This window comes from Bacillus sp. E214 (assembly GCF_008087365.1).
Classification (GTDB): Bacteria; Bacillota; Bacilli; order Bacillales; family Pradoshiaceae; genus Pradoshia.
The window spans coordinates 581,381-597,824 of the sequence record NZ_VENN01000002.1 but is presented as its reverse complement, the minus strand read 5'-3'; the positions used below and the strand labels follow the sequence as shown (position 1 = coordinate 597,824).

Sequence of the window (16,444 nt, the reverse complement as noted above, 5' to 3'; positions counted from 1 at the left end):
ATGCCCTCTTACAAGGATAACATTCACATTTAAATCTATTTATGAGATTAGATTAATCTTCACCATCCAAACCAAAACGTTCAACCAATACAGCCAATGTCCTCGCCATTACACCAGTAGCACCTGATGGTCCAAGTTCATAGCTGGAACGTCTTGTAGATGTACCAGCTATATCTAAATGCACCCATGGAGTCTCCTCGGCAAACTCACCAACAAATGCACCTCCCATAATGGCATGCCCCTCTGCTCCCGGCGAATTATTAAGATCAGCTATTTTGCTATTGCGAACACGCGCTTTATCCCTTTCGGTAATTGGCAATCTCCACATGGGTTCTCCAGCTTCATCAGATGCTTTTAAGACTTCCTCAAACCAGCTTTCATGATTTGTCATCGCACCTGTCATTTCTACACCTAATGCTGTAATAACTCCCCCGGTTAATGTAGCTACATCAACTAAATAATCCGCTCCATGCTGTTTAGCATATGTAATCGCATCTGCCAACACAAGACGCCCCTCGGCATCTGTATTCAAGACCTCAATTGTTTTACCAGCCATGGAAACTATGACATCATCCGGTTTGAAGGCATTTCCGGAAATCATATTATCTGTTGATGGAATAACAGCCACAACATTTTGTTCAGGTCTCAATTCCCCAATTATCTCCATAGCTCCAAGGACAGCGGCTGCTCCCCCCATATCCGTTTTCATTCCAACTATCCCTGCTTTTGTCTTTATTGAATATCCGCCTGTATCAAATGTAATTCCTTTGCCAACCAAACCAATTACATCTGTCCAGTCAGATTTCCCTTGATATTTTAGGACAATCATTTTAGGTGGTTCAGCAGATCCTTGGTTGACGGCAAGCAAGGCTCCCATTCCAAGCTCCTGCATATCTTCTTTTTCAAGGATTTCGCACTCAAACTGATACTTATCAGCCAGCCCTTTAGCATAATTGGCCATATCTGTAGACGTTAGCATATTACCTGGAAGATTTACTAAAGTCCGAGCTGAATTGGTTCCTTTTCCATATGTATATCCAACAAAAAGGGAAGACTCAACTAGCTCTCGGTCGGCTTCCGTATATACAGAAACCTCTTCTATTTTCTGATCTGGTTCATTTTTCTTATGCTTATATCCTTCAAATTCATACGTAGACAAGGCTAATGCTTCTCCTAAAGCATGTGCTGCATCCTCCACCGTAATGACATCTGTCAGGAATGACGTTAAGTCGACGCTAATCTTTGTCCATCCACGACCTTCGACTTTCTGAAACATTTTGCCAAATGCTTCTTTCAGCTCTTCGAATGTTAAATCTTTTTGTTTCCCCAATCCAACGAACACCAATCTCTCCGGTGGAATAAGATCAAGTGTATGCAATGTCGAAACTTTTTTCTTCCGAGCGGAAATATCTCCAACCTTGGCAAGCTCCTGAAGCTTACTATTCATCATTTTATCCGCTTCCGATAAAGTCGCTGCAAGCGTAACTGGATGATTAAATGCTCCAGTTACCAAAACAGGCATATGTAGTTGACTCGGATTTTCATTATAAACTTTAAACATACTACTCCTCCTGATCGTTTATCTTTATTCATGCCTTTTCTTACTGACATTAACTATCCTTACCTATTATCTTACCATTGGCATCATAATTTAGAACAAATGACGCATTCCATTCACTGAAAAATTAAACGATTTACCCCGACATATCTTGCCTATTTTACCCTTCCTTTAGACATAAAAAAACAGAGGACTATTATCCTCTGTGAATTAGTTGCGGAGGCCAACAGGATGTTGGTCACAAAGACGTTGTCACAGGACATGGCGTTCTTAGTCTTTGTTCCTTGAAATGGTCGCCTCAGCTTTTATGCAATCCGGCTTCAACGGCTAGAAGCTCACAGGACATAAGCATGACCTCTACAGGAGGGGAGAACGCCTCCTTCCGAGCCCCTGTCTTATGCTCCTCGCTTCTGAGCAAGCCGTTTCAGCACTATAGATTATATCCAACACATACCGGCGCTTGGTCATATGGGTCGATGATGATTCTGGCTTCTATTTGGAATACGGTTTTTAGTACTTCTTGGTTAATGATTTCGGTTGGTGTGCCGGATTTGATTATACTGCCGTCTTTCATGGCTATGATATGGTCTGAGTATCTGGAGGCATGGTTAATATCATGAAGAACCATTACAATTGTACTTTTTTCTTGGCGATTGAGTTCCTGAATAATTTGCAATACATCCAGCTGGTGGGCCATATCCAAGTATGTTGTGGGCTCGTCTAAGAGGATGATATCTGTTTTCTGAGCTAGGGCCATGGCTAGCCAAACCTTTTGTCTTTGCCCACCAGATAAGCTTGCGATGCTTCGGTTTCGGAAAGGGGATGTTTTAGTTATATCCATTGCCCATTCAATGATTTCCATATCTTCATTCGTCATTATTTTATTATTTTTACGATGTGGATAACGTCCATAGGATACCAATTCCTCCACACCCAACAAGCCCGGTGCAACCGGGCTTTGCGGCAGCATAGAAAGCCGTCTGGCAATCTCCTTCGTTGAAATCGTGTTCATATCTTGCTCTTGCAAAAATACCTTCCCTTGCTTTTGTTTCAGTATACGTCCCATTGTTTTTAATAAAGTAGATTTTCCACAACCGTTCGGTCCAATAATAGTCGTTATTTTTCCTTTAGTAATGTCTAAGTTTAAATTTTGAAACACGGTCTTTTTTTCATAACAGGCTTCAAGATTTTCTGTACGCAGAATACTCATATCAAATATCCCCCCTTTATGCTTTCGCCTTTTTGAGTAAATACAAGAAGAATGGTACCCCAATAATGGATACGATAATACCAACTGGCAGTTCAGCAGGGGCAATGATTGTTTTGGCAATATAATCAGAAGAGACTACCAACAGCGCACCGATTGCTGCACTCACAGGGATAACAAATCTATTTTGAACACCAACAAGATAGCGCGATATATGCGGCGCCATTAAGCCAATAAATCCAATACTGCCTGATACTGATACACAAGCGCTTATTAAGCCGATACTGCTGAGAAGTAAGATTGATTTTTCTTTATTAATGGCTATACCTAAACTGATAGCGCTACTATCCTCTAATTGGAGCAAATCAAGTATATAGGCCTTTTTTAGAATGATCGGTATACATATAAACAGCCAGGGGGCCATGGCAAGTATGTAAAGCCAATTGGCATCATAAATGCTGCCTGTGATCCACACAACTGCCATTTCAAAATCAGTTGCTTTCATTTTCAGCGACAAATATAAGGAAACGGCACCAAAAGCTGAACCAATCGCTATTCCAGTCAAGATGAGTCGTTCTACATCAAGGGAACCATTTTTCCATGAAAAGGCGAATATAATTAAGGCCGCCAGCAATCCTCCAACGAGACCAAATAAGGGCATAGCCATAATGGAGAGCCATGTCATTCCTTGAAATACGCTATGAAAGAAAAACATAAATAAAACTACAGCCGTACCAGCACCGGCATTAATACCAAGTATTCCTGGATCGGCCAAGCCATTCTTCGTCACTCCCTGAATCACAGCACCGGCTATTCCAAGCCCAATCCCAACCAGACAGCCAATCAGAATCCTCGGTAACCTAAAATCAAAGATGACCAAATCGTGTTCCGGATTTACGTCTATTCGAGCTAATGTCTTTATTACATCGATAACAGACAATTGAAAGGTTCCGGCCATCAAGCTATAAACGATGACTGCTGTAATAGCGAGTACAATCAGCCATAATGTTATGTAATATCTTAGTTTTGAAACTTTATGCAAGGCCTCTTCCTCCTTTTGTTCTGATTAAATAGAGGAAGAATGGTACACCAATCAATGCAGTCACAACGCCAATCGGTGTTTCAAAGGGATAATTAATAAACCTGCTTAAAACGTCACATAAACCAAGAAATACAGCCCCGAGTATGCCTGCACAAGGAATTATCCATTTATAATCAACGCCGACAAGCATACGGCTAATGTGCGGAATGATTAAGCCTACGAAACCAACTTTTCCTACTAATGCAATTGCCGTACCCGTTAAACAAATAACAGACAGAATACAAATTACTTTGACTAATCCGGTACGCTGGCCCAGGCTGATTGAAACTTCTTCACCAAGAGAAAGAATCGTTACGGATTTGGAAACTAGTAAGGCAAGGAAGATTCCAACTATTCCAATTGGTACAGCCAGTCCAAGGAGCTCTGAATCTATTTGATGCAATCTCGCATTATACCAAAAACTAATATTCTGGGAGACTTGGTAATAGGAGGCCAATGCTTGAGACAGGCTGCTCAGAAACGTCCCAATTACAGTACCTATAATTGCCAAACTAACAGGTGATAAACCATTGGGAAGCATAGAGCCAAATCCATAAACAATTCCTGCACCGAGCGCTGAACCAACCATTGACAACAAAATCATTTCAATAGATGTCATATTCGGTAGGAAAATCATTGATACAGTAATGATAAAAGCTGAACCGTCTGCCACCCCCATAATGGAAGGGGATGCAAGATAGTTTCTTGTCATCCCCTGCATTAGTGCACCTGATATGGCAAGGAAAGCTCCAACAAGAAGTGCGCCTATTGCTCTCGGTAAACGGGATGTCATAATAATGGCATGGTCTACATTACCGGCATCATAATGAAAAAGGGCATTCCAAATCGTTATATAATCTATATTTTTGGCTCCATAAAAAACGGATAACAGGATGATAAGGAGTATAAGAATGGGTGCCGCACATATTATCAATAAAGGTAATTCCCTCTTATCCATACACCTTCAACCTTACTCAGTCAAAGAGCTGGTTGCAGCTTCGAGGAAAGCCGTCTTACTCCATGCCGTACCGCCCTGGGCAAGAGGATCCACAGTATTAACGAATACTTTTTCGTTTTTAGCAGCATTCATACTTTTCCAAATTGGATTAGCTTCTAGTTCTTCTAATGCTTTCGGTTTATCAGCATTTTCACTTTCTTCGAATTGAAGGAACACATAATCCGGATTCACTTCCGCAAGCTTTTCCATTGAGATAACTTCCTGTGCCTTCGCAGATTTTACCACTTCCGGTACCTCAAGTCCTAAATCATTGTATAGAACTGGGTTAAGGTACATACTTTCCGGATACACATAGACATTGCCTCCTCGGATACGAAGTACCATTGCCTTTTTCCCTTTCAGAGATTCACCCAATTGTTCTTTTGCTTCCTCAGCATCTTTCTTATAACCAGAAATAATCATATCTGCTTCAGTTTCTTTACCTGTCAAATGAGCCATTAAATTTAAGTTATCTTCCCAATTTGTTGAGATATGGGAGTATGGGAATGTTGGTGCAACCTTCGTTAATTGTTCAGTAACATTCTCCTTCGCTTTGGAAGTCCAAAGGATTACATCAGGCTTTAATCCAAGTAACGTTTCATAATTTGGCTGTGTTTTTTCCCCTATCGACTTGGCACCAGCCAAATCTTCAGCCAAATAAGCAGGTAGTTCTCCGGCAATTGTAATAGCGCCTACAGGCTTAACTCCTAAAATTGCTGCATCCTCCATGGATTCAAGACTCGCTGTAGCAATCTTTTTCACTTCAGAAGGTACCGTATATTCTTTATCTAGGTATGTAATCGTTTGAGTTTTATCTTCTGATTTCTTGCTTTCATTAGCTTGAACTTTATTGTCGGATTGTTTTATTTGTGTCTCAGTACCATTGCATGCTGCCAAACCAAGGCAAATCATTGCGGATAAACCCACTATTAATAAATTCTTTTTAATACTCATTTTCCTCTTCCTCCATCTAATCTTTTTTCTATGTACTCGCTTTCACTCTAACTTAACTATTGTTTTTCCTACCCCCATATTTATCGCAGAAAGTATTGAAAATGATAATCATTATCAAGTATTATATAAAATATATACTAACAAACTGGAATTTTCAATTAATTTTATGTAAATTTTTGAATGATTTATACTTAATTTGTCAAATAATCTTTTGAATCAAATGAAAAGAGGTCAATAAATGAGAGAGACACCCAAAAAAAATCCTATGGAAGACAGCTTGCCTTGGCAGCAAAATATTTCTATACCCAATACCTGGGAAATAGATATGTACAATCAGAAACAGGACCGGTTTTATCGTATTTTTATTTACAAGCCGGATACTGTTCCTCCTCCTGAAGGATACCCGGTTATCTATGCGTTGGATGCAAACTCTGTATTTGGCACCTTTGTTGATGCAATGCGTGTGCAGATGAGAAAGCCGGAAAAAACTGGCGTGTATCCAGCGATTATTGTTGGAATTGGTTATCACACAGATCAGCCATTCTCTCCTTACCGTGTCTATGATTTTACTAGGGCAATATCAAAAGAGGATTTACCGCCGCACCCAGCAGGCTTGGAATGGCCGTCTCATGGCGGAGCTGAATCTTTCATTACATTTATTAAAGAGAAAGTTAAACCTGAAATTGAGCGCCATCTGCCGGTCAATATAGACAAACAAACACTATTTGGCCATTCACTAGGCGGATTATTTGTTTTACAAACTCTTTTTTCAGAGCCAGATACTTTTCATACATACATTGCAGGAAGCCCCTCTATTCATTGGGATATACAGTTTTTTAGAAGTGAGAAAGAAGCATTCATCCATAAGGTAAAGCAATCTCAACGGCAAATAAAGATTTTGGTCGGGGTAGGCGAGCTGGAAAAGCTACACTTTAGCGGAATGAATAAAAATGCTGCTGAAATTTCCGAAGAACTTAATCAATTGCATCAATACGGTATTCACATACAGTTCAGAGAGTTTACAGAGGAAAGTCATGTATCGGTATTATTACCACTTATTAATCGTGCAATTAAACTGGGGAGTATATAAAAAAGCTATATAGCGAACACCGAATTTAAATCATAAAAAAACCGCCCATGAGGAACGGTAAAGGAAGAAAAATATTTCACTACTTGTTATTAATAATTTGATTTCTAAATACTTGCAAGCTCTCTGTTTCATTCAAAGCTTTTAGCTCAGGTTCAGTCAGCTTGCCTGTTCCCATACTGACTACATACACCTTCAGCTGCTTTTTCCCCCATTTCTGATATACATCGTCCACGGTATCGTAATAAAGATCTATTTTATTCCCCTTTATGGCTGAACCTGTATCAGCAACCACTCCATACCCATAGGATGGGATAAAAAGAATGGTCCCAATTGGAAAGACACTTGTGTCCGCTGCAATCGTTGAATATAAGTCACGTTTTACCCTAACACCGGAATAGGTGATTCCGTAGCTGGGATGGTTTGGATTTTTCCCAGTTGACTCGTATCCTGCTGTATAACCTGTAGCAATCACTTCTTTAGCCGGGTATTTATTCCAATTATCATTTTCTTCCAGCGTGGACGCTGATTTTATTTGTTTAACAGAGGAAGTTGTGTCATAGCTTGATAACGATATTTGCTCTTTGGGCTTAGGATTTTCCCTTACTATTTTAGAATGTATATGGCGAAAAACAGGAAACTCATGAACACTAATTCCTGTAAAATATGAAAGGGTTACAACGGTAGCCAGTAAGAATAAAAAAACGAGTGAAATTGCTCTGATAAATTTAAAAGTATGGTCCATGTGACGATTTCTCCTTTCACACAAACCATTTTTCCCAATACCAGATTATCTATTCGTTTTTCAGAACTATCTATATTTTTTCAAATAAAAAACCCTTTAACGATTGCTCGAAAAGGGTTAAAACATTCTGTATCCCATGGTACGAAGTATTCTTATAACGATACCTGAAACAATCGACCCTGCTAAACCTGCGGCTAGGATAATTGCATCTGCAGAGGCAAGATTGAATAAATGCTCTTTTAATGATTGAAAGCTAGAAGATGGATTTACAAAGTACTCCGTTAACTTAACACTGTTAATAAAATATAATGCTGCCAAAGGATAAATAACGGCCATAATCCATGTCTTTCTAAATAACATATTTAAAATAAAGCCCAATCCGAAAAAAAGAATAAAGAACAATACAACTGATATAATTACAACCGGAATTGACATGCCCATTCTCTATAACTCCCCCTTAGTCGTACAAAAGTAAGTTTATAGGATGGAATAATTTTCGTCAATTGGGTTGTTTTTGAAAAATAACATTTATTTAGTGTTTTTTGTTTTACCACTTCCTCCGCAACATGAGCATGTTTCAGATCCTCCAAGCAATAATTGAAAATATCCCTTTCCATAGCAATACGGGCACTGATAGGCTTTTTGATTCATAATATGATCAACCCCTAATTTAATTGAATTTTCTGATAATATAACAGAAAATTTGGTAAATGAAAAGCACCCCAAAAGACTCAGTAATTTAATGTAAGCGTATACAAGTTAAATTTCCTTTTAAATACTCCCTTATACACCGCTTATAAATTATATAAATAATTTATAAGCGGTGTATTGAAAGACATCCCCAGGATTGATTCCTTCAAGCGGTTTCTTATGAAGGGATGCATGCTTTTCATTTAACTCCGTCAATAACAATGAACTGTCCGGATCCTTTTTAATTGTCTCCTGGTCCATAAAAGCGACATCCAATAATTCAGTTTTTTGTATCGAAATCTCTCCGGAAATTGGTTCCAATAAAAACAGCAGCATATTATCACTGATCTCATTACGTATAACACCTGTTCTAAGGCCAAATAATCCAATGATTTTCGTCTCAATCCCCGTCTCTTCTTTAATCTCTCTAACCACTGCTTCATCTGCTGTTTCTCCCGGCTGTACAAAACCTGCCGGCAATGACCATTTCCCTTTTAAACCGCCATAAGACTTCTTCACAACAAGCCATCTGCCATCCTTTGTTACGACCAATCCTGCTACACCTAACCAGACATATTTGCTTCTTTCTAACATATGAGCACCTTTTCCTAGATTTTTTTAATTATCTATACAAAAAGCTGTCTCGAGTATAATCGGACAGCTTTCTTTCGAAGTATATTATACCTTTATTAGATTAATTTAAATTTACCCTTTTTCATGAGAAGCGGCAAGCCACCCATCATGTATAAGGCACGATTATCAATGATTTTTTTCATCGCAGCTGCTTTTGTACCTTTTAATTTTTTGCCAAAAACGACTCCAATAGCATCATCATCCCCAAGTGAACATACAGTGCCTTTTGGTTCAAATACGAAATCTTTCATTTTCTCTCCTCGAATAAGGGCAGCAATATTTTCAGAGCAAACTTCTGCCTGCTGCATAGAAATTTGAGCTGTTGGTGGGTAAGGACGATTAATCTCTTCATTAATGATTAACGCACAATCTCCAATGACAAAAACATTTTCAAGACCGGGCGCCTGCAAGGTAGGCTCTACTTTCACACGGCCTCGCATCGCCTCAATACCTGACTTTTCAATGATACTGCTTCCTCTGACACCCGCAGCCCAGATAACTGTACCGGCTTTTATTAATTCTGTATCGTCTTCGCCTTTTCCGACAAGAATTCCCTCTTCCGTGCAGCCTTTGACTGGTGTGCCAATCATAAACTCAACACCTTTTTTCTCCAATCGTGCAACAGCATATTGTACAAGCTCCGGATCAAAGCCTGGCAATGCTGTAGGTGCTGCTTCTACACAAATAATACGCGCTTTATTAGGATCAACATCATATTCTTCACAAAGAACTGGCATACGATTAGCAAGCTCTCCAATAAATTCAATACCTGTAAATCCAGCACCGCCTACTATAATAGTCAGTCTTTCTTCCTTTTTATCCGTTTGGTATTGGGAGAACTGATAATCAATATGTTCACGAATATGACGTGCTTTATTCACACTGGAAATACTGAATGCATATTCCTTTAATCCTTCAATACCAAATGTTTCAGATTCAGCACCTAAAGCAACTACTAAATAATCATATGAAACAGTACCATTCTCGCAAACTATCACTTTCTCATCTTTTTTTATTTCTACAACGGTATCTTCAATCATGGCTACCTTATTACGATCGATGATACTGCTAATATCATAACGTACTTTATTGTGATGTATGGTACCCGCTGACGCTTCATGCAGCCAAGTTGTTTCATAATGATAACGATGCTTATTAATTAGTGTAATTTCAGCTTCATTCACATTAATTTTATTTTGCAAACGCTTAGCTGTTAACAATCCGCCATAACCGGCTCCTAGAATAACAATTTGAGGCTTTTTCACTAGTATCACGTCCACCTTTTTTATATGATATAAAAATTCAAACATCTTGTGATATCATTCACGTATATCACGTCAAAAATGTCACAAAATATTAACATTTCGCTATAGATTACTATATTCTCTTTTGGTTATTTTTTCAAGCGCTGAAATAAAAAGGATAAAAAAATAAGTAACGGTATTACCTTTGACTTTTTTGAATATTTACTCTTATTATCTTTATATACACACATATCCTTTAGAGGAACGTTATACCAAGATATATGGTACTATTTATTAAAGATTTATTTACAATATAGGGGGTAATCAAGTGAAAGAAGATCAAAAAGTATATGACGTAACGATCATAGGTGGAGGACCTGTAGGATTGTTCACTGCTTTCTATGGTGGTATGAGGCAAGCCTCAGTGAAAATCATCGAAAGTCTGCCCCAGCTAGGCGGACAATTATCCGCACTCTATCCCGAGAAATATATTTATGATGTAGCGGGTTTTCCCAAAATACTCGCTCAAGAATTAGTTAATAACCTAAAGGAACAAATGGCTAAGTTCGATCCAACCATTTGCCTTGAACAAGCTGTCGAGAATGTTGAAAAACAGGCAGATGGCGTTTTTAAAGTAACAACCGATAAGGAAGTTCATTATTCAAACACGATCATCATCACAGCCGGTAATGGAGCATTCCAGCCAAGGCGCCTTGAACTTGAAAATGCGTCTAATTATGAAGGGAAAAATCTTCATTATTTTGTTGATGATTTAAATAAATTTGCCGGTAAAAAAGTCGTCGTATGTGGCGGAGGGGACTCTGCAGTAGACTGGGCATTAATGCTTGAGCCTATCGCCGAGGAAGTAACCCTTGTTCATCGCCGTGATAAATTCCGTGCCCATGAACATAGTGTGGAAAATCTTAAAAATTCAAGTGTAATCATAAAGACTCCATATATACCATCTGAATTAGTTGGCGATGGGGAATCCATTAAACAAATCGTGTTGGATGATGCAACCGGGGATCATAAAGAAACGATTGATGTTGATGACGTATTAGTTACGTTTGGCTTTGTTTCTTCACTTGGACCTATTAAAGAGTGGGGACTTAATATCGAGAAAAATTCCATCATTGTGAATAGCAAAATGGAAACTAATATACCTGGTATATATGCAGCAGGAGATATTTGCACATATGATGGGAAAGTGAAGCTAATTGCCTGTGGATTTGGTGAAGCTCCTACGGCTATTAACAATGCAAAAGCATATATGGATCCTAAAGCAAGAATCCAGCCCCTTCACAGTACAAGTATGTTTAAGGATTGATTTATTGAATTAAAACTGGTCAAGACGCGCCATGCAGAATAAATAAAGGAATTCAGGATGTAAGCTGATTTGCTCACACATTCTGAATTCCTTCTTTTTTTAGAACCCAACCTTCCCTCTTTGTATGTATACAAATTCTTCCCTTACGTACTAGTAAATACCAGAGTCAGGCCCCCTATGAAGCGGGTATGAGTTACTAGTGAGGTGATTACAATGAATGTGTTAATAGTCGGTGCAAACAATCGCACAGGCCAGCGAGTACTTGAGCTTTTGAATAAGTCTTCTCATCAGGCATACTGTTTAGTACATGATGAAAATCTTGCTTCATTAGTTAGAAGTCTTGGTGCTGAACCCATGTTCGGAGAAATAACCGATTCTCTCCAATTGGAGGGCATGCACGCAGTTATTTACGCAGTCGATGTAACAAATCCTAGTATTCATGATACGATCTCCCATGTAACACAGCACGGAGCTATCCACTTTATACGAGAGTGTGAAAAAGCGGGCATAGAGCGCTTCGTCATGCTAAGCTCCGTTTATGCTGACAAACCGGATGAAGCACCATGTGTTCTTTATTCCTTATTGGAGGAAACAAGGATGACGGAGAATTATTTAACTGGATCCAGTAGGTTAAAGTATACAATTGTCCGTCCAGGCAAAATGATTGATTCTGATGGCACATTTAAAATACTGGCGGCAGAATCTATCGATGATGATGGAATGATTTCACGTAATGAAGTTGCACAGATTTTAGTTGATACATTAGAAATAGATACGACTTTTAATAAGAAATTTTATTGTATTGAAGGCCCTTTTCCTATTAAGGAAGCCTTGGCTGAAGTGTAATATAAAAACAACTAGTCTCCCTCTCCCCGCTCTTATTGGGAGAGGTTATTTTTGTATTTAGCAGGAACCTTAAAATGCCTTAGTCTCATATAAAAAATTCCTTCTCAATAGATACCTTTTTGATCGCATCTGTTTAAAGAAGGAATTCCAACTAAATCAGTATTGATTTGTTAGTTTAACATTGCTCTGGATTACCCGTAACTTTAGCTGTACGAAATGAAGACCCACAACCACATGTGGCAATGGCATTCGGATTATCAATCGTAAAACCTCCGCCGAGCATCGATTGTTTATAGTCTATACGCGTTCCAGTCAGGATAGGCGCGTCCTCTTTATTCACAAGAAAATGAATTTCATGCTGTATGGTTTCAATATCACTATCTTGTTTTTTTTGCTCAAAGTTCATGCCATACGATAAACCGCTGCACCCTCCACCATGGACGGAAACACGCAAATATGGCTGATCTTCCCCGCTTTCTTTTATCATCGTATTTATTTGAAAAGCTGCTGCTTCTGTTACAATAATGACATCATTATTCATTACCATTCTTCCCCCTTATAAAAAGTTAGAAGGAAATTAAATCCTCTATTTATTAGTATATACATTAACCGGTGTCCTCTCAACCTTAAAACTGCCCATAATATGCTGCTGTTCGCACGTTTTTGAATAAGATATACGCTTTTAAATAACACTTTACCTAAATGACTATATTATTTTATCCAAAAGATTAATTAATATTTTTTACATAAACAGCAGCGGAATGAAAGAAAATAGAAAGACGAAATTGAAAGGAGTTTCCTTGATGCTTTCTTCCGAACAACAATCCAATCTTCAATCAAAATTAGCAGATGAAAAAAAGGAACTTGAACATCACATTTCCCTGAATAATCATTTTGGCATAGGGGAAGATGAAAATTTTTATAATTATGTAGGAGAACTCTCTACATATGATAACCATCCTGCGGATACCGCCACTGAGCTATATGAACGTGGTAAAGACCTAGCCTTAAATGAACATTTTGAGAATGAACTTAATCAGGTAAATAGAGCTTTACAGGCAATTGAACAAGGAACCTATGGTAAATGTGAAGTATGCGGTAAAGACATCCCTTTTGAGCGGCTTCAAGCAATACCATCTACCACTTATTGCATCGAGCACAGTACTGAGCAAACCGTTTCTCACGAACGTCCAATAGAAGAACAGGTCCTGCATCCATTATATGAAAAAAAGCATGAGACAGAAGTAAATGGCTTTGATGAAGAAGATTCCTGGCAGGCTGTTGCGGAGTGGGGGAGTTCAGATACCCCATCTGATTATTATGATCCAAAAGAGCACTATGATCAGGTCTATTTAAATTCCGATGAATATATTGGATATGTGGAGGATATTGAAAATTTCGCTGGAAACGATATTGAAGGGAAAAATGTTCAAATCTATCCTACAGCAGAACTTGAGCAATTAAAGGATTTATTGGATGAAGAAGGTATCATGACATCCTTTGGCGATTTAAAACCATATGAGGAAGATCCTTATACTGAAGATACCAATGATGATGAGTAATTCTTTATACAAAAAATAGGGAAGAAATAAGCAGAGTATGCCTATTTCTTCCCTTTTTATTATATTAAAACATTGGGTTCTCTTCCAGATATTCATAAATATGATCTACTAATTCTTCCGGACTGTCCCCTGTTACGACTTCTCCATTTACAAGGGCATACATACTGGCAGAGCAAATTCCACAATAACTAAGACACCCATATTCAATAACATCCAAATTAGGATCTTTATCTAAAATCTCCATAGCGGCCTGTGAACCGCTGACAAGATTACTGACACATAATTCAATTATTGGTTTCATACTATTGTCACCCCTTAGCACAACCAAAATCCTACTCTAAAATGATATAATAGTCAATTAATTAAGGTGAATCAGTTACCTTTTTATACTCCATCTGCCGAGAGATGTGATAGAGAAAATGTTTTTAAATTAGGACATCCGAAACGGAGTAATAATGTGACTTTTCACAAATTATACACAATCCAGTTGTTATTTTTTCCTATTTTCGATATACTTTGTATGGAATTTTACAATATTGACATCTATTATAATAATTTAATATTTTTATAGCACTACTTTGAATTTAGTATTCTAGCATAGTTTAAAATTAGAAAATTGTATCCCAACAAAGGAGTCGTCATTTCTATGAAAAACTTAGTCATCCTCGGTGGTGGGTATGGTGGTATGAGAATACTTAACAAGCTCACTGATCATCATTTTCCCGCAGATATTCATGTTACTTTGGTCGATCGAATTCCTTATCATTGTTTAAAAACTGAATTTTATGCGCTTGCCGCTGGTTCCATTTCTGACCACACTATTCGTGTATCATTTCCTCAGCACGAAAGAATTCAATACAAGTACGGTGAAGTATCCTCTATCGATTTATCAAATAAGAAAGTTCTATTAAAAGATCAGGAACCGCTTACATATGATGAACTGATTATCGGCCTGGGCTGTGAGGACAATTATCATAATGTGCCTGGAGCCGCAGAATATACCTATAGCATACAGTCTATTGATAAATCTCGCAGTACCTATCAAGCACTGAATAACCTCGGACCAGGTAAAGTAGTTGCCATCATTGGCGGAGGATTAAGCGGAATTGAACTAGCTAGTGAATTGATTGAAGGACGCCCGGATTTAAATATTAAGCTTTTTGACCGTAATGACCATATTTTATCAGCATTTCCTAAAAAACTTAGTAATTATGTGGAAAGCTGGTTTCATGAACATCGTGTAGACTTAGTCCCAAATAGTAATATTACTAAGATAGAACCTAACCTGCTTTATAATGGTGACGTTTCCATTCCATGTGATGCCATTGTTTGGACCGCTGGCATTCAGCCAGTACAGCCAGTCAGAGAACTGCCTGTTGAAAAAGACAGCGGTAACAAAATAAAACTGACAGTCCAGCACACCATCCCAGGCTATCCAGATGTATTTGTCATTGGAGATTGCGCAAGCCTTGGACATGCCCCAAGTGCGCAATTGGCAGAGGGGCAAGGTGAACAAATTTATCAGGTACTGGTTAAAAAATGGGCCGGAGAACCGCTCCCAGAATCCTTCCCTCCAATTAAACTGAAGGGAATTCTAGGATCCCTTGGTAAAAAACATGGTTTCGGACTAATGTCTGAACGTACTATTATTACTGGCAGAATGGCGCGGCTGTTAAAGTCAGGGGTTTTGTGGATGTACAAGTATCATAATGGATAATAGGACCCTATGTTGATGGTTCGAATATATCGATTATTAAAAAACAAGCTTGCAGACCCTAAAAGTAGGCTGCAAGCTTTATCCAAATAATTATTCACTTTTATATCCGTAATCTCGTAAAGCTTCAGTTATTACCTTTAATCGAGGGCTTCCTTCTCCGACTACTTTCCCGTCCAAGATGACTAAAGGATAAAAATATTCTCCTTCGGCAACTTTCTCAGCTATTTCTTTAATTTTCGGATCTTCTGGTGGGTTAAAAATATCGATGTATGTGATCGTTAATGGGTGACTTGGGAATTTTCTCGATAAGGCAGCCTGCAGCCATTCATATGTTTCTTTTGATGATGGCATTCCAACACAGCTTGCACATATTTGTGTGGCTCCGTATACATATAAATTTGCAACCGTCACCTGTTTTCCCCCTATTTTATCGCTTTTCTTTTCATCATACATAAATTTAATATAAGAAACAAATTTTAACTATAAGCTAAGGAATGTAGATAGCTTTTTTAAGGTAAAATCATTATAATATGATTAGGAAAGGAGTCGATAGCCATGGCAGAACAAGAATTATTTGGGCAAGTTCAGGAAGTACTAGATAAATTACGTCCATTTCTTCTTCGCGACGGCGGCGACTGTGAGCTGGTTGATGTGGATGATGGAATTGTAAAATTACGTCTTTTAGGGGCTTGCGGAAGCTGTCCCAGCTCCACAATCACATTGAAAGCTGGCATCGAACGTGCACTTCTTGAAGAAGTTCCAGGCGTTGTTGAAGTTGAACAAGTTTTCTAATGAT

General features: G+C 38.3%; 19 protein-coding genes. 6 read left to right on the top strand and 13 right to left on the bottom strand.

The window, feature by feature from the left end; translation table 11 throughout:
* Window positions 1–52 precede the first annotated feature (52 nt).
* The 5 genes from FHY47_RS12065 to FHY47_RS12045 all read right to left on the bottom strand — a co-directional run bounded on the left by FHY47_RS12065 (window position 53) and on the right by FHY47_RS12045 (window position 5,791).
* Complete coding sequence (locus FHY47_RS12065) at window positions 53–1,561, bottom strand: leucyl aminopeptidase (protein WP_066106601.1); 1,509 nt, start codon at window positions 1,559–1,561, stop codon at window positions 53–55.
* 427 nt (window positions 1,562–1,988) lie between these two features.
* Window positions 1,989–2,768, bottom strand: a complete 780-nt coding sequence (locus FHY47_RS12060; RefSeq protein ID WP_139892288.1) for an ABC transporter ATP-binding protein — start codon at window positions 2,766–2,768, stop codon at window positions 1,989–1,991.
* Between the two features lie 16 nt (window positions 2,769–2,784).
* Window positions 2,785–3,807 carry a FecCD family ABC transporter permease gene (locus FHY47_RS12055; protein WP_066106594.1) on the bottom strand — a complete coding sequence of 341 codons (1,023 nt, stop codon included), beginning with the start codon at window positions 3,805–3,807 and terminating at the stop codon, window positions 2,785–2,787.
* Window positions 3,800–4,804, bottom strand: coding sequence for a FecCD family ABC transporter permease (locus FHY47_RS12050; RefSeq protein ID WP_148630725.1), 1,005 nt, complete (start codon window positions 4,802–4,804; stop codon window positions 3,800–3,802). Before FHY47_RS12050 ends, FHY47_RS12055 begins: the two co-directional genes overlap by 8 nt.
* A 12-nt stretch (window positions 4,805–4,816) precedes the next feature.
* On the bottom strand, window positions 4,817–5,791 hold the full coding sequence (locus tag FHY47_RS12045; protein WP_148630788.1) for an iron-hydroxamate ABC transporter substrate-binding protein: 975 nt from the start codon (window positions 5,789–5,791) through the stop codon (window positions 4,817–4,819).
* Window positions 5,792–6,035: 244 nt separating this feature from the next.
* Between FHY47_RS12045 and FHY47_RS12040 the strand changes: the two genes are divergently transcribed.
* Window positions 6,036–6,887, top strand: coding sequence for an alpha/beta hydrolase (locus tag FHY47_RS12040; protein ID WP_148630722.1), 852 nt, complete (start codon window positions 6,036–6,038; stop codon window positions 6,885–6,887).
* 79 nt (window positions 6,888–6,966) lie between these two features.
* On the opposite strand, the gene FHY47_RS12035 is transcribed toward FHY47_RS12040, so the two are convergent.
* The 5 genes from FHY47_RS12035 to FHY47_RS12020 all read right to left on the bottom strand — a co-directional run bounded on the left by FHY47_RS12035 (window position 6,967) and on the right by FHY47_RS12020 (window position 10,226).
* The gene (locus FHY47_RS12035) at window positions 6,967–7,629 is read right to left on the bottom strand and encodes a 3D domain-containing protein (protein ID WP_139892282.1); all 663 of its coding nucleotides are present in this window, start codon (window positions 7,627–7,629) and stop codon (window positions 6,967–6,969) included.
* Between the two features lie 117 nt (window positions 7,630–7,746).
* The gene (locus FHY47_RS12030; RefSeq protein WP_066106581.1) at window positions 7,747–8,070 is read right to left on the bottom strand and encodes a YuiB family protein; all 324 of its coding nucleotides are present in this window, start codon (window positions 8,068–8,070) and stop codon (window positions 7,747–7,749) included.
* An 87-nt stretch (window positions 8,071–8,157) separates the two neighbouring features.
* Window positions 8,158–8,280: a YuiA family protein gene (locus FHY47_RS18985; RefSeq protein ID WP_175354293.1), complete on the bottom strand. Its 123-nt coding sequence runs from the start codon at window positions 8,278–8,280 to the stop codon at window positions 8,158–8,160.
* Between the two features lie 150 nt (window positions 8,281–8,430).
* On the bottom strand, window positions 8,431–8,913 hold the full coding sequence (locus FHY47_RS12025) for an NUDIX hydrolase (RefSeq protein WP_140461717.1): 483 nt from the start codon (window positions 8,911–8,913) through the stop codon (window positions 8,431–8,433).
* Between the two features lie 95 nt (window positions 8,914–9,008).
* On the bottom strand, window positions 9,009–10,226 hold the full coding sequence (locus FHY47_RS12020; protein ID WP_262366012.1) for an NAD(P)/FAD-dependent oxidoreductase: 1,218 nt from the start codon (window positions 10,224–10,226) through the stop codon (window positions 9,009–9,011).
* Window positions 10,227–10,524: 298 nt separating this feature from the next.
* Between FHY47_RS12020 and FHY47_RS12015 the strand changes: the two genes are divergently transcribed.
* Together FHY47_RS12015 and FHY47_RS12010 are read left to right on the top strand one after the other, a co-directional pair.
* A complete protein-coding gene (locus FHY47_RS12015) occupies window positions 10,525–11,523 on the top strand; it encodes an NAD(P)/FAD-dependent oxidoreductase (protein WP_066106573.1) in 999 nt (332 codons plus the stop codon).
* 213 nt (window positions 11,524–11,736) lie between these two features.
* On the top strand, window positions 11,737–12,369 hold the full coding sequence (locus tag FHY47_RS12010; RefSeq protein WP_140461718.1) for an NAD(P)H-binding protein: 633 nt from the start codon (window positions 11,737–11,739) through the stop codon (window positions 12,367–12,369).
* A gap of 175 nt (window positions 12,370–12,544) precedes the next feature.
* On the opposite strand, the gene FHY47_RS12005 is transcribed toward FHY47_RS12010, so the two are convergent.
* Window positions 12,545–12,910, bottom strand: a complete 366-nt coding sequence (locus tag FHY47_RS12005) for a HesB/IscA family protein (RefSeq protein WP_066106916.1) — start codon at window positions 12,908–12,910, stop codon at window positions 12,545–12,547.
* Window positions 12,911–13,172: 262 nt separating this feature from the next.
* Here FHY47_RS12005 and FHY47_RS12000 point away from each other — a divergent pair, with 262 nt between their 5' ends.
* Window positions 13,173–13,931: a TraR/DksA C4-type zinc finger protein gene (locus tag FHY47_RS12000; RefSeq protein WP_066106567.1), complete on the top strand. Its 759-nt coding sequence runs from the start codon at window positions 13,173–13,175 to the stop codon at window positions 13,929–13,931.
* Window positions 13,932–13,995: 64 nt separating this feature from the next.
* On the opposite strand, the gene FHY47_RS11995 is transcribed toward FHY47_RS12000, so the two are convergent.
* Complete coding sequence (locus FHY47_RS11995; RefSeq protein WP_148630718.1) at window positions 13,996–14,232, bottom strand: YuzB family protein; 237 nt, start codon at window positions 14,230–14,232, stop codon at window positions 13,996–13,998.
* Window positions 14,233–14,577: 345 nt separating this feature from the next.
* Here FHY47_RS11995 and FHY47_RS11990 point away from each other — a divergent pair, with 345 nt between their 5' ends.
* On the top strand, window positions 14,578–15,648 hold the full coding sequence (locus FHY47_RS11990) for an NAD(P)/FAD-dependent oxidoreductase (protein WP_066106563.1): 1,071 nt from the start codon (window positions 14,578–14,580) through the stop codon (window positions 15,646–15,648).
* A gap of 90 nt (window positions 15,649–15,738) precedes the next feature.
* Here FHY47_RS11990 and FHY47_RS11985 read toward each other — a convergent pair whose 3' ends face one another.
* Window positions 15,739–16,101, bottom strand: coding sequence for a YuzD family protein (locus FHY47_RS11985; protein ID WP_139892277.1), 363 nt, complete (start codon window positions 16,099–16,101; stop codon window positions 15,739–15,741).
* Window positions 16,102–16,203: 102 nt separating this feature from the next.
* Between FHY47_RS11985 and FHY47_RS11980 the strand changes: the two genes are divergently transcribed.
* Entirely contained in the window at window positions 16,204–16,440 is a 237-nt protein-coding gene (locus tag FHY47_RS11980) for a NifU family protein (RefSeq protein ID WP_066106557.1), read from the top strand.
* Window positions 16,441–16,444 lie beyond the last annotated feature (4 nt).

Excerpts from the sequence above, each read along its gene's own strand:
- FHY47_RS12065 (WP_066106601.1), bottom strand. The coding sequence starts at position 1,561 with ATGTTTAAAGTTTATAATGAAAATCCGAGTCAACTACATATGCCTGTT.
- FHY47_RS12060 (WP_139892288.1), bottom strand. The coding sequence starts at position 2,768 with ATGAGTATTCTGCGTACAGAAAATCTTGAAGCCTGTTATGAAAAAAAG.
- FHY47_RS12050 (WP_148630725.1), bottom strand. The coding sequence starts at position 4,804 with ATGGATAAGAGGGAATTACCTTTATTGATAATATGTGCGGCACCCATT.
- FHY47_RS12040 (WP_148630722.1), top strand. The coding sequence starts at position 6,036 with ATGAGAGAGACACCCAAAAAAAATCCTATGGAAGACAGCTTGCCTTGG.
- FHY47_RS12035 (WP_139892282.1), bottom strand. The coding sequence starts at position 7,629 with ATGGACCATACTTTTAAATTTATCAGAGCAATTTCACTCGTTTTTTTA.
- FHY47_RS12030 (WP_066106581.1), bottom strand. The coding sequence starts at position 8,070 with ATGGGCATGTCAATTCCGGTTGTAATTATATCAGTTGTATTGTTCTTT.
- FHY47_RS18985 (WP_175354293.1), bottom strand. The coding sequence starts at position 8,280 with ATGAATCAAAAAGCCTATCAGTGCCCGTATTGCTATGGAAAGGGATAT.
- FHY47_RS12025 (WP_140461717.1), bottom strand. The coding sequence starts at position 8,913 with ATGTTAGAAAGAAGCAAATATGTCTGGTTAGGTGTAGCAGGATTGGTC.
- FHY47_RS12010 (WP_140461718.1), top strand. The coding sequence starts at position 11,737 with ATGAATGTGTTAATAGTCGGTGCAAACAATCGCACAGGCCAGCGAGTA.
- FHY47_RS12005 (WP_066106916.1), bottom strand. The coding sequence starts at position 12,910 with ATGAATAATGATGTCATTATTGTAACAGAAGCAGCAGCTTTTCAAATA.
- FHY47_RS12000 (WP_066106567.1), top strand. The coding sequence starts at position 13,173 with ATGCTTTCTTCCGAACAACAATCCAATCTTCAATCAAAATTAGCAGAT.
- FHY47_RS11995 (WP_148630718.1), bottom strand. The coding sequence starts at position 14,232 with ATGAAACCAATAATTGAATTATGTGTCAGTAATCTTGTCAGCGGTTCA.
- FHY47_RS11990 (WP_066106563.1), top strand. The coding sequence starts at position 14,578 with ATGAAAAACTTAGTCATCCTCGGTGGTGGGTATGGTGGTATGAGAATA.
- FHY47_RS11985 (WP_139892277.1), bottom strand. The coding sequence starts at position 16,101 with ATGTATGATGAAAAGAAAAGCGATAAAATAGGGGGAAAACAGGTGACG.
- FHY47_RS11980 (WP_066106557.1), top strand. The coding sequence starts at position 16,204 with ATGGCAGAACAAGAATTATTTGGGCAAGTTCAGGAAGTACTAGATAAA.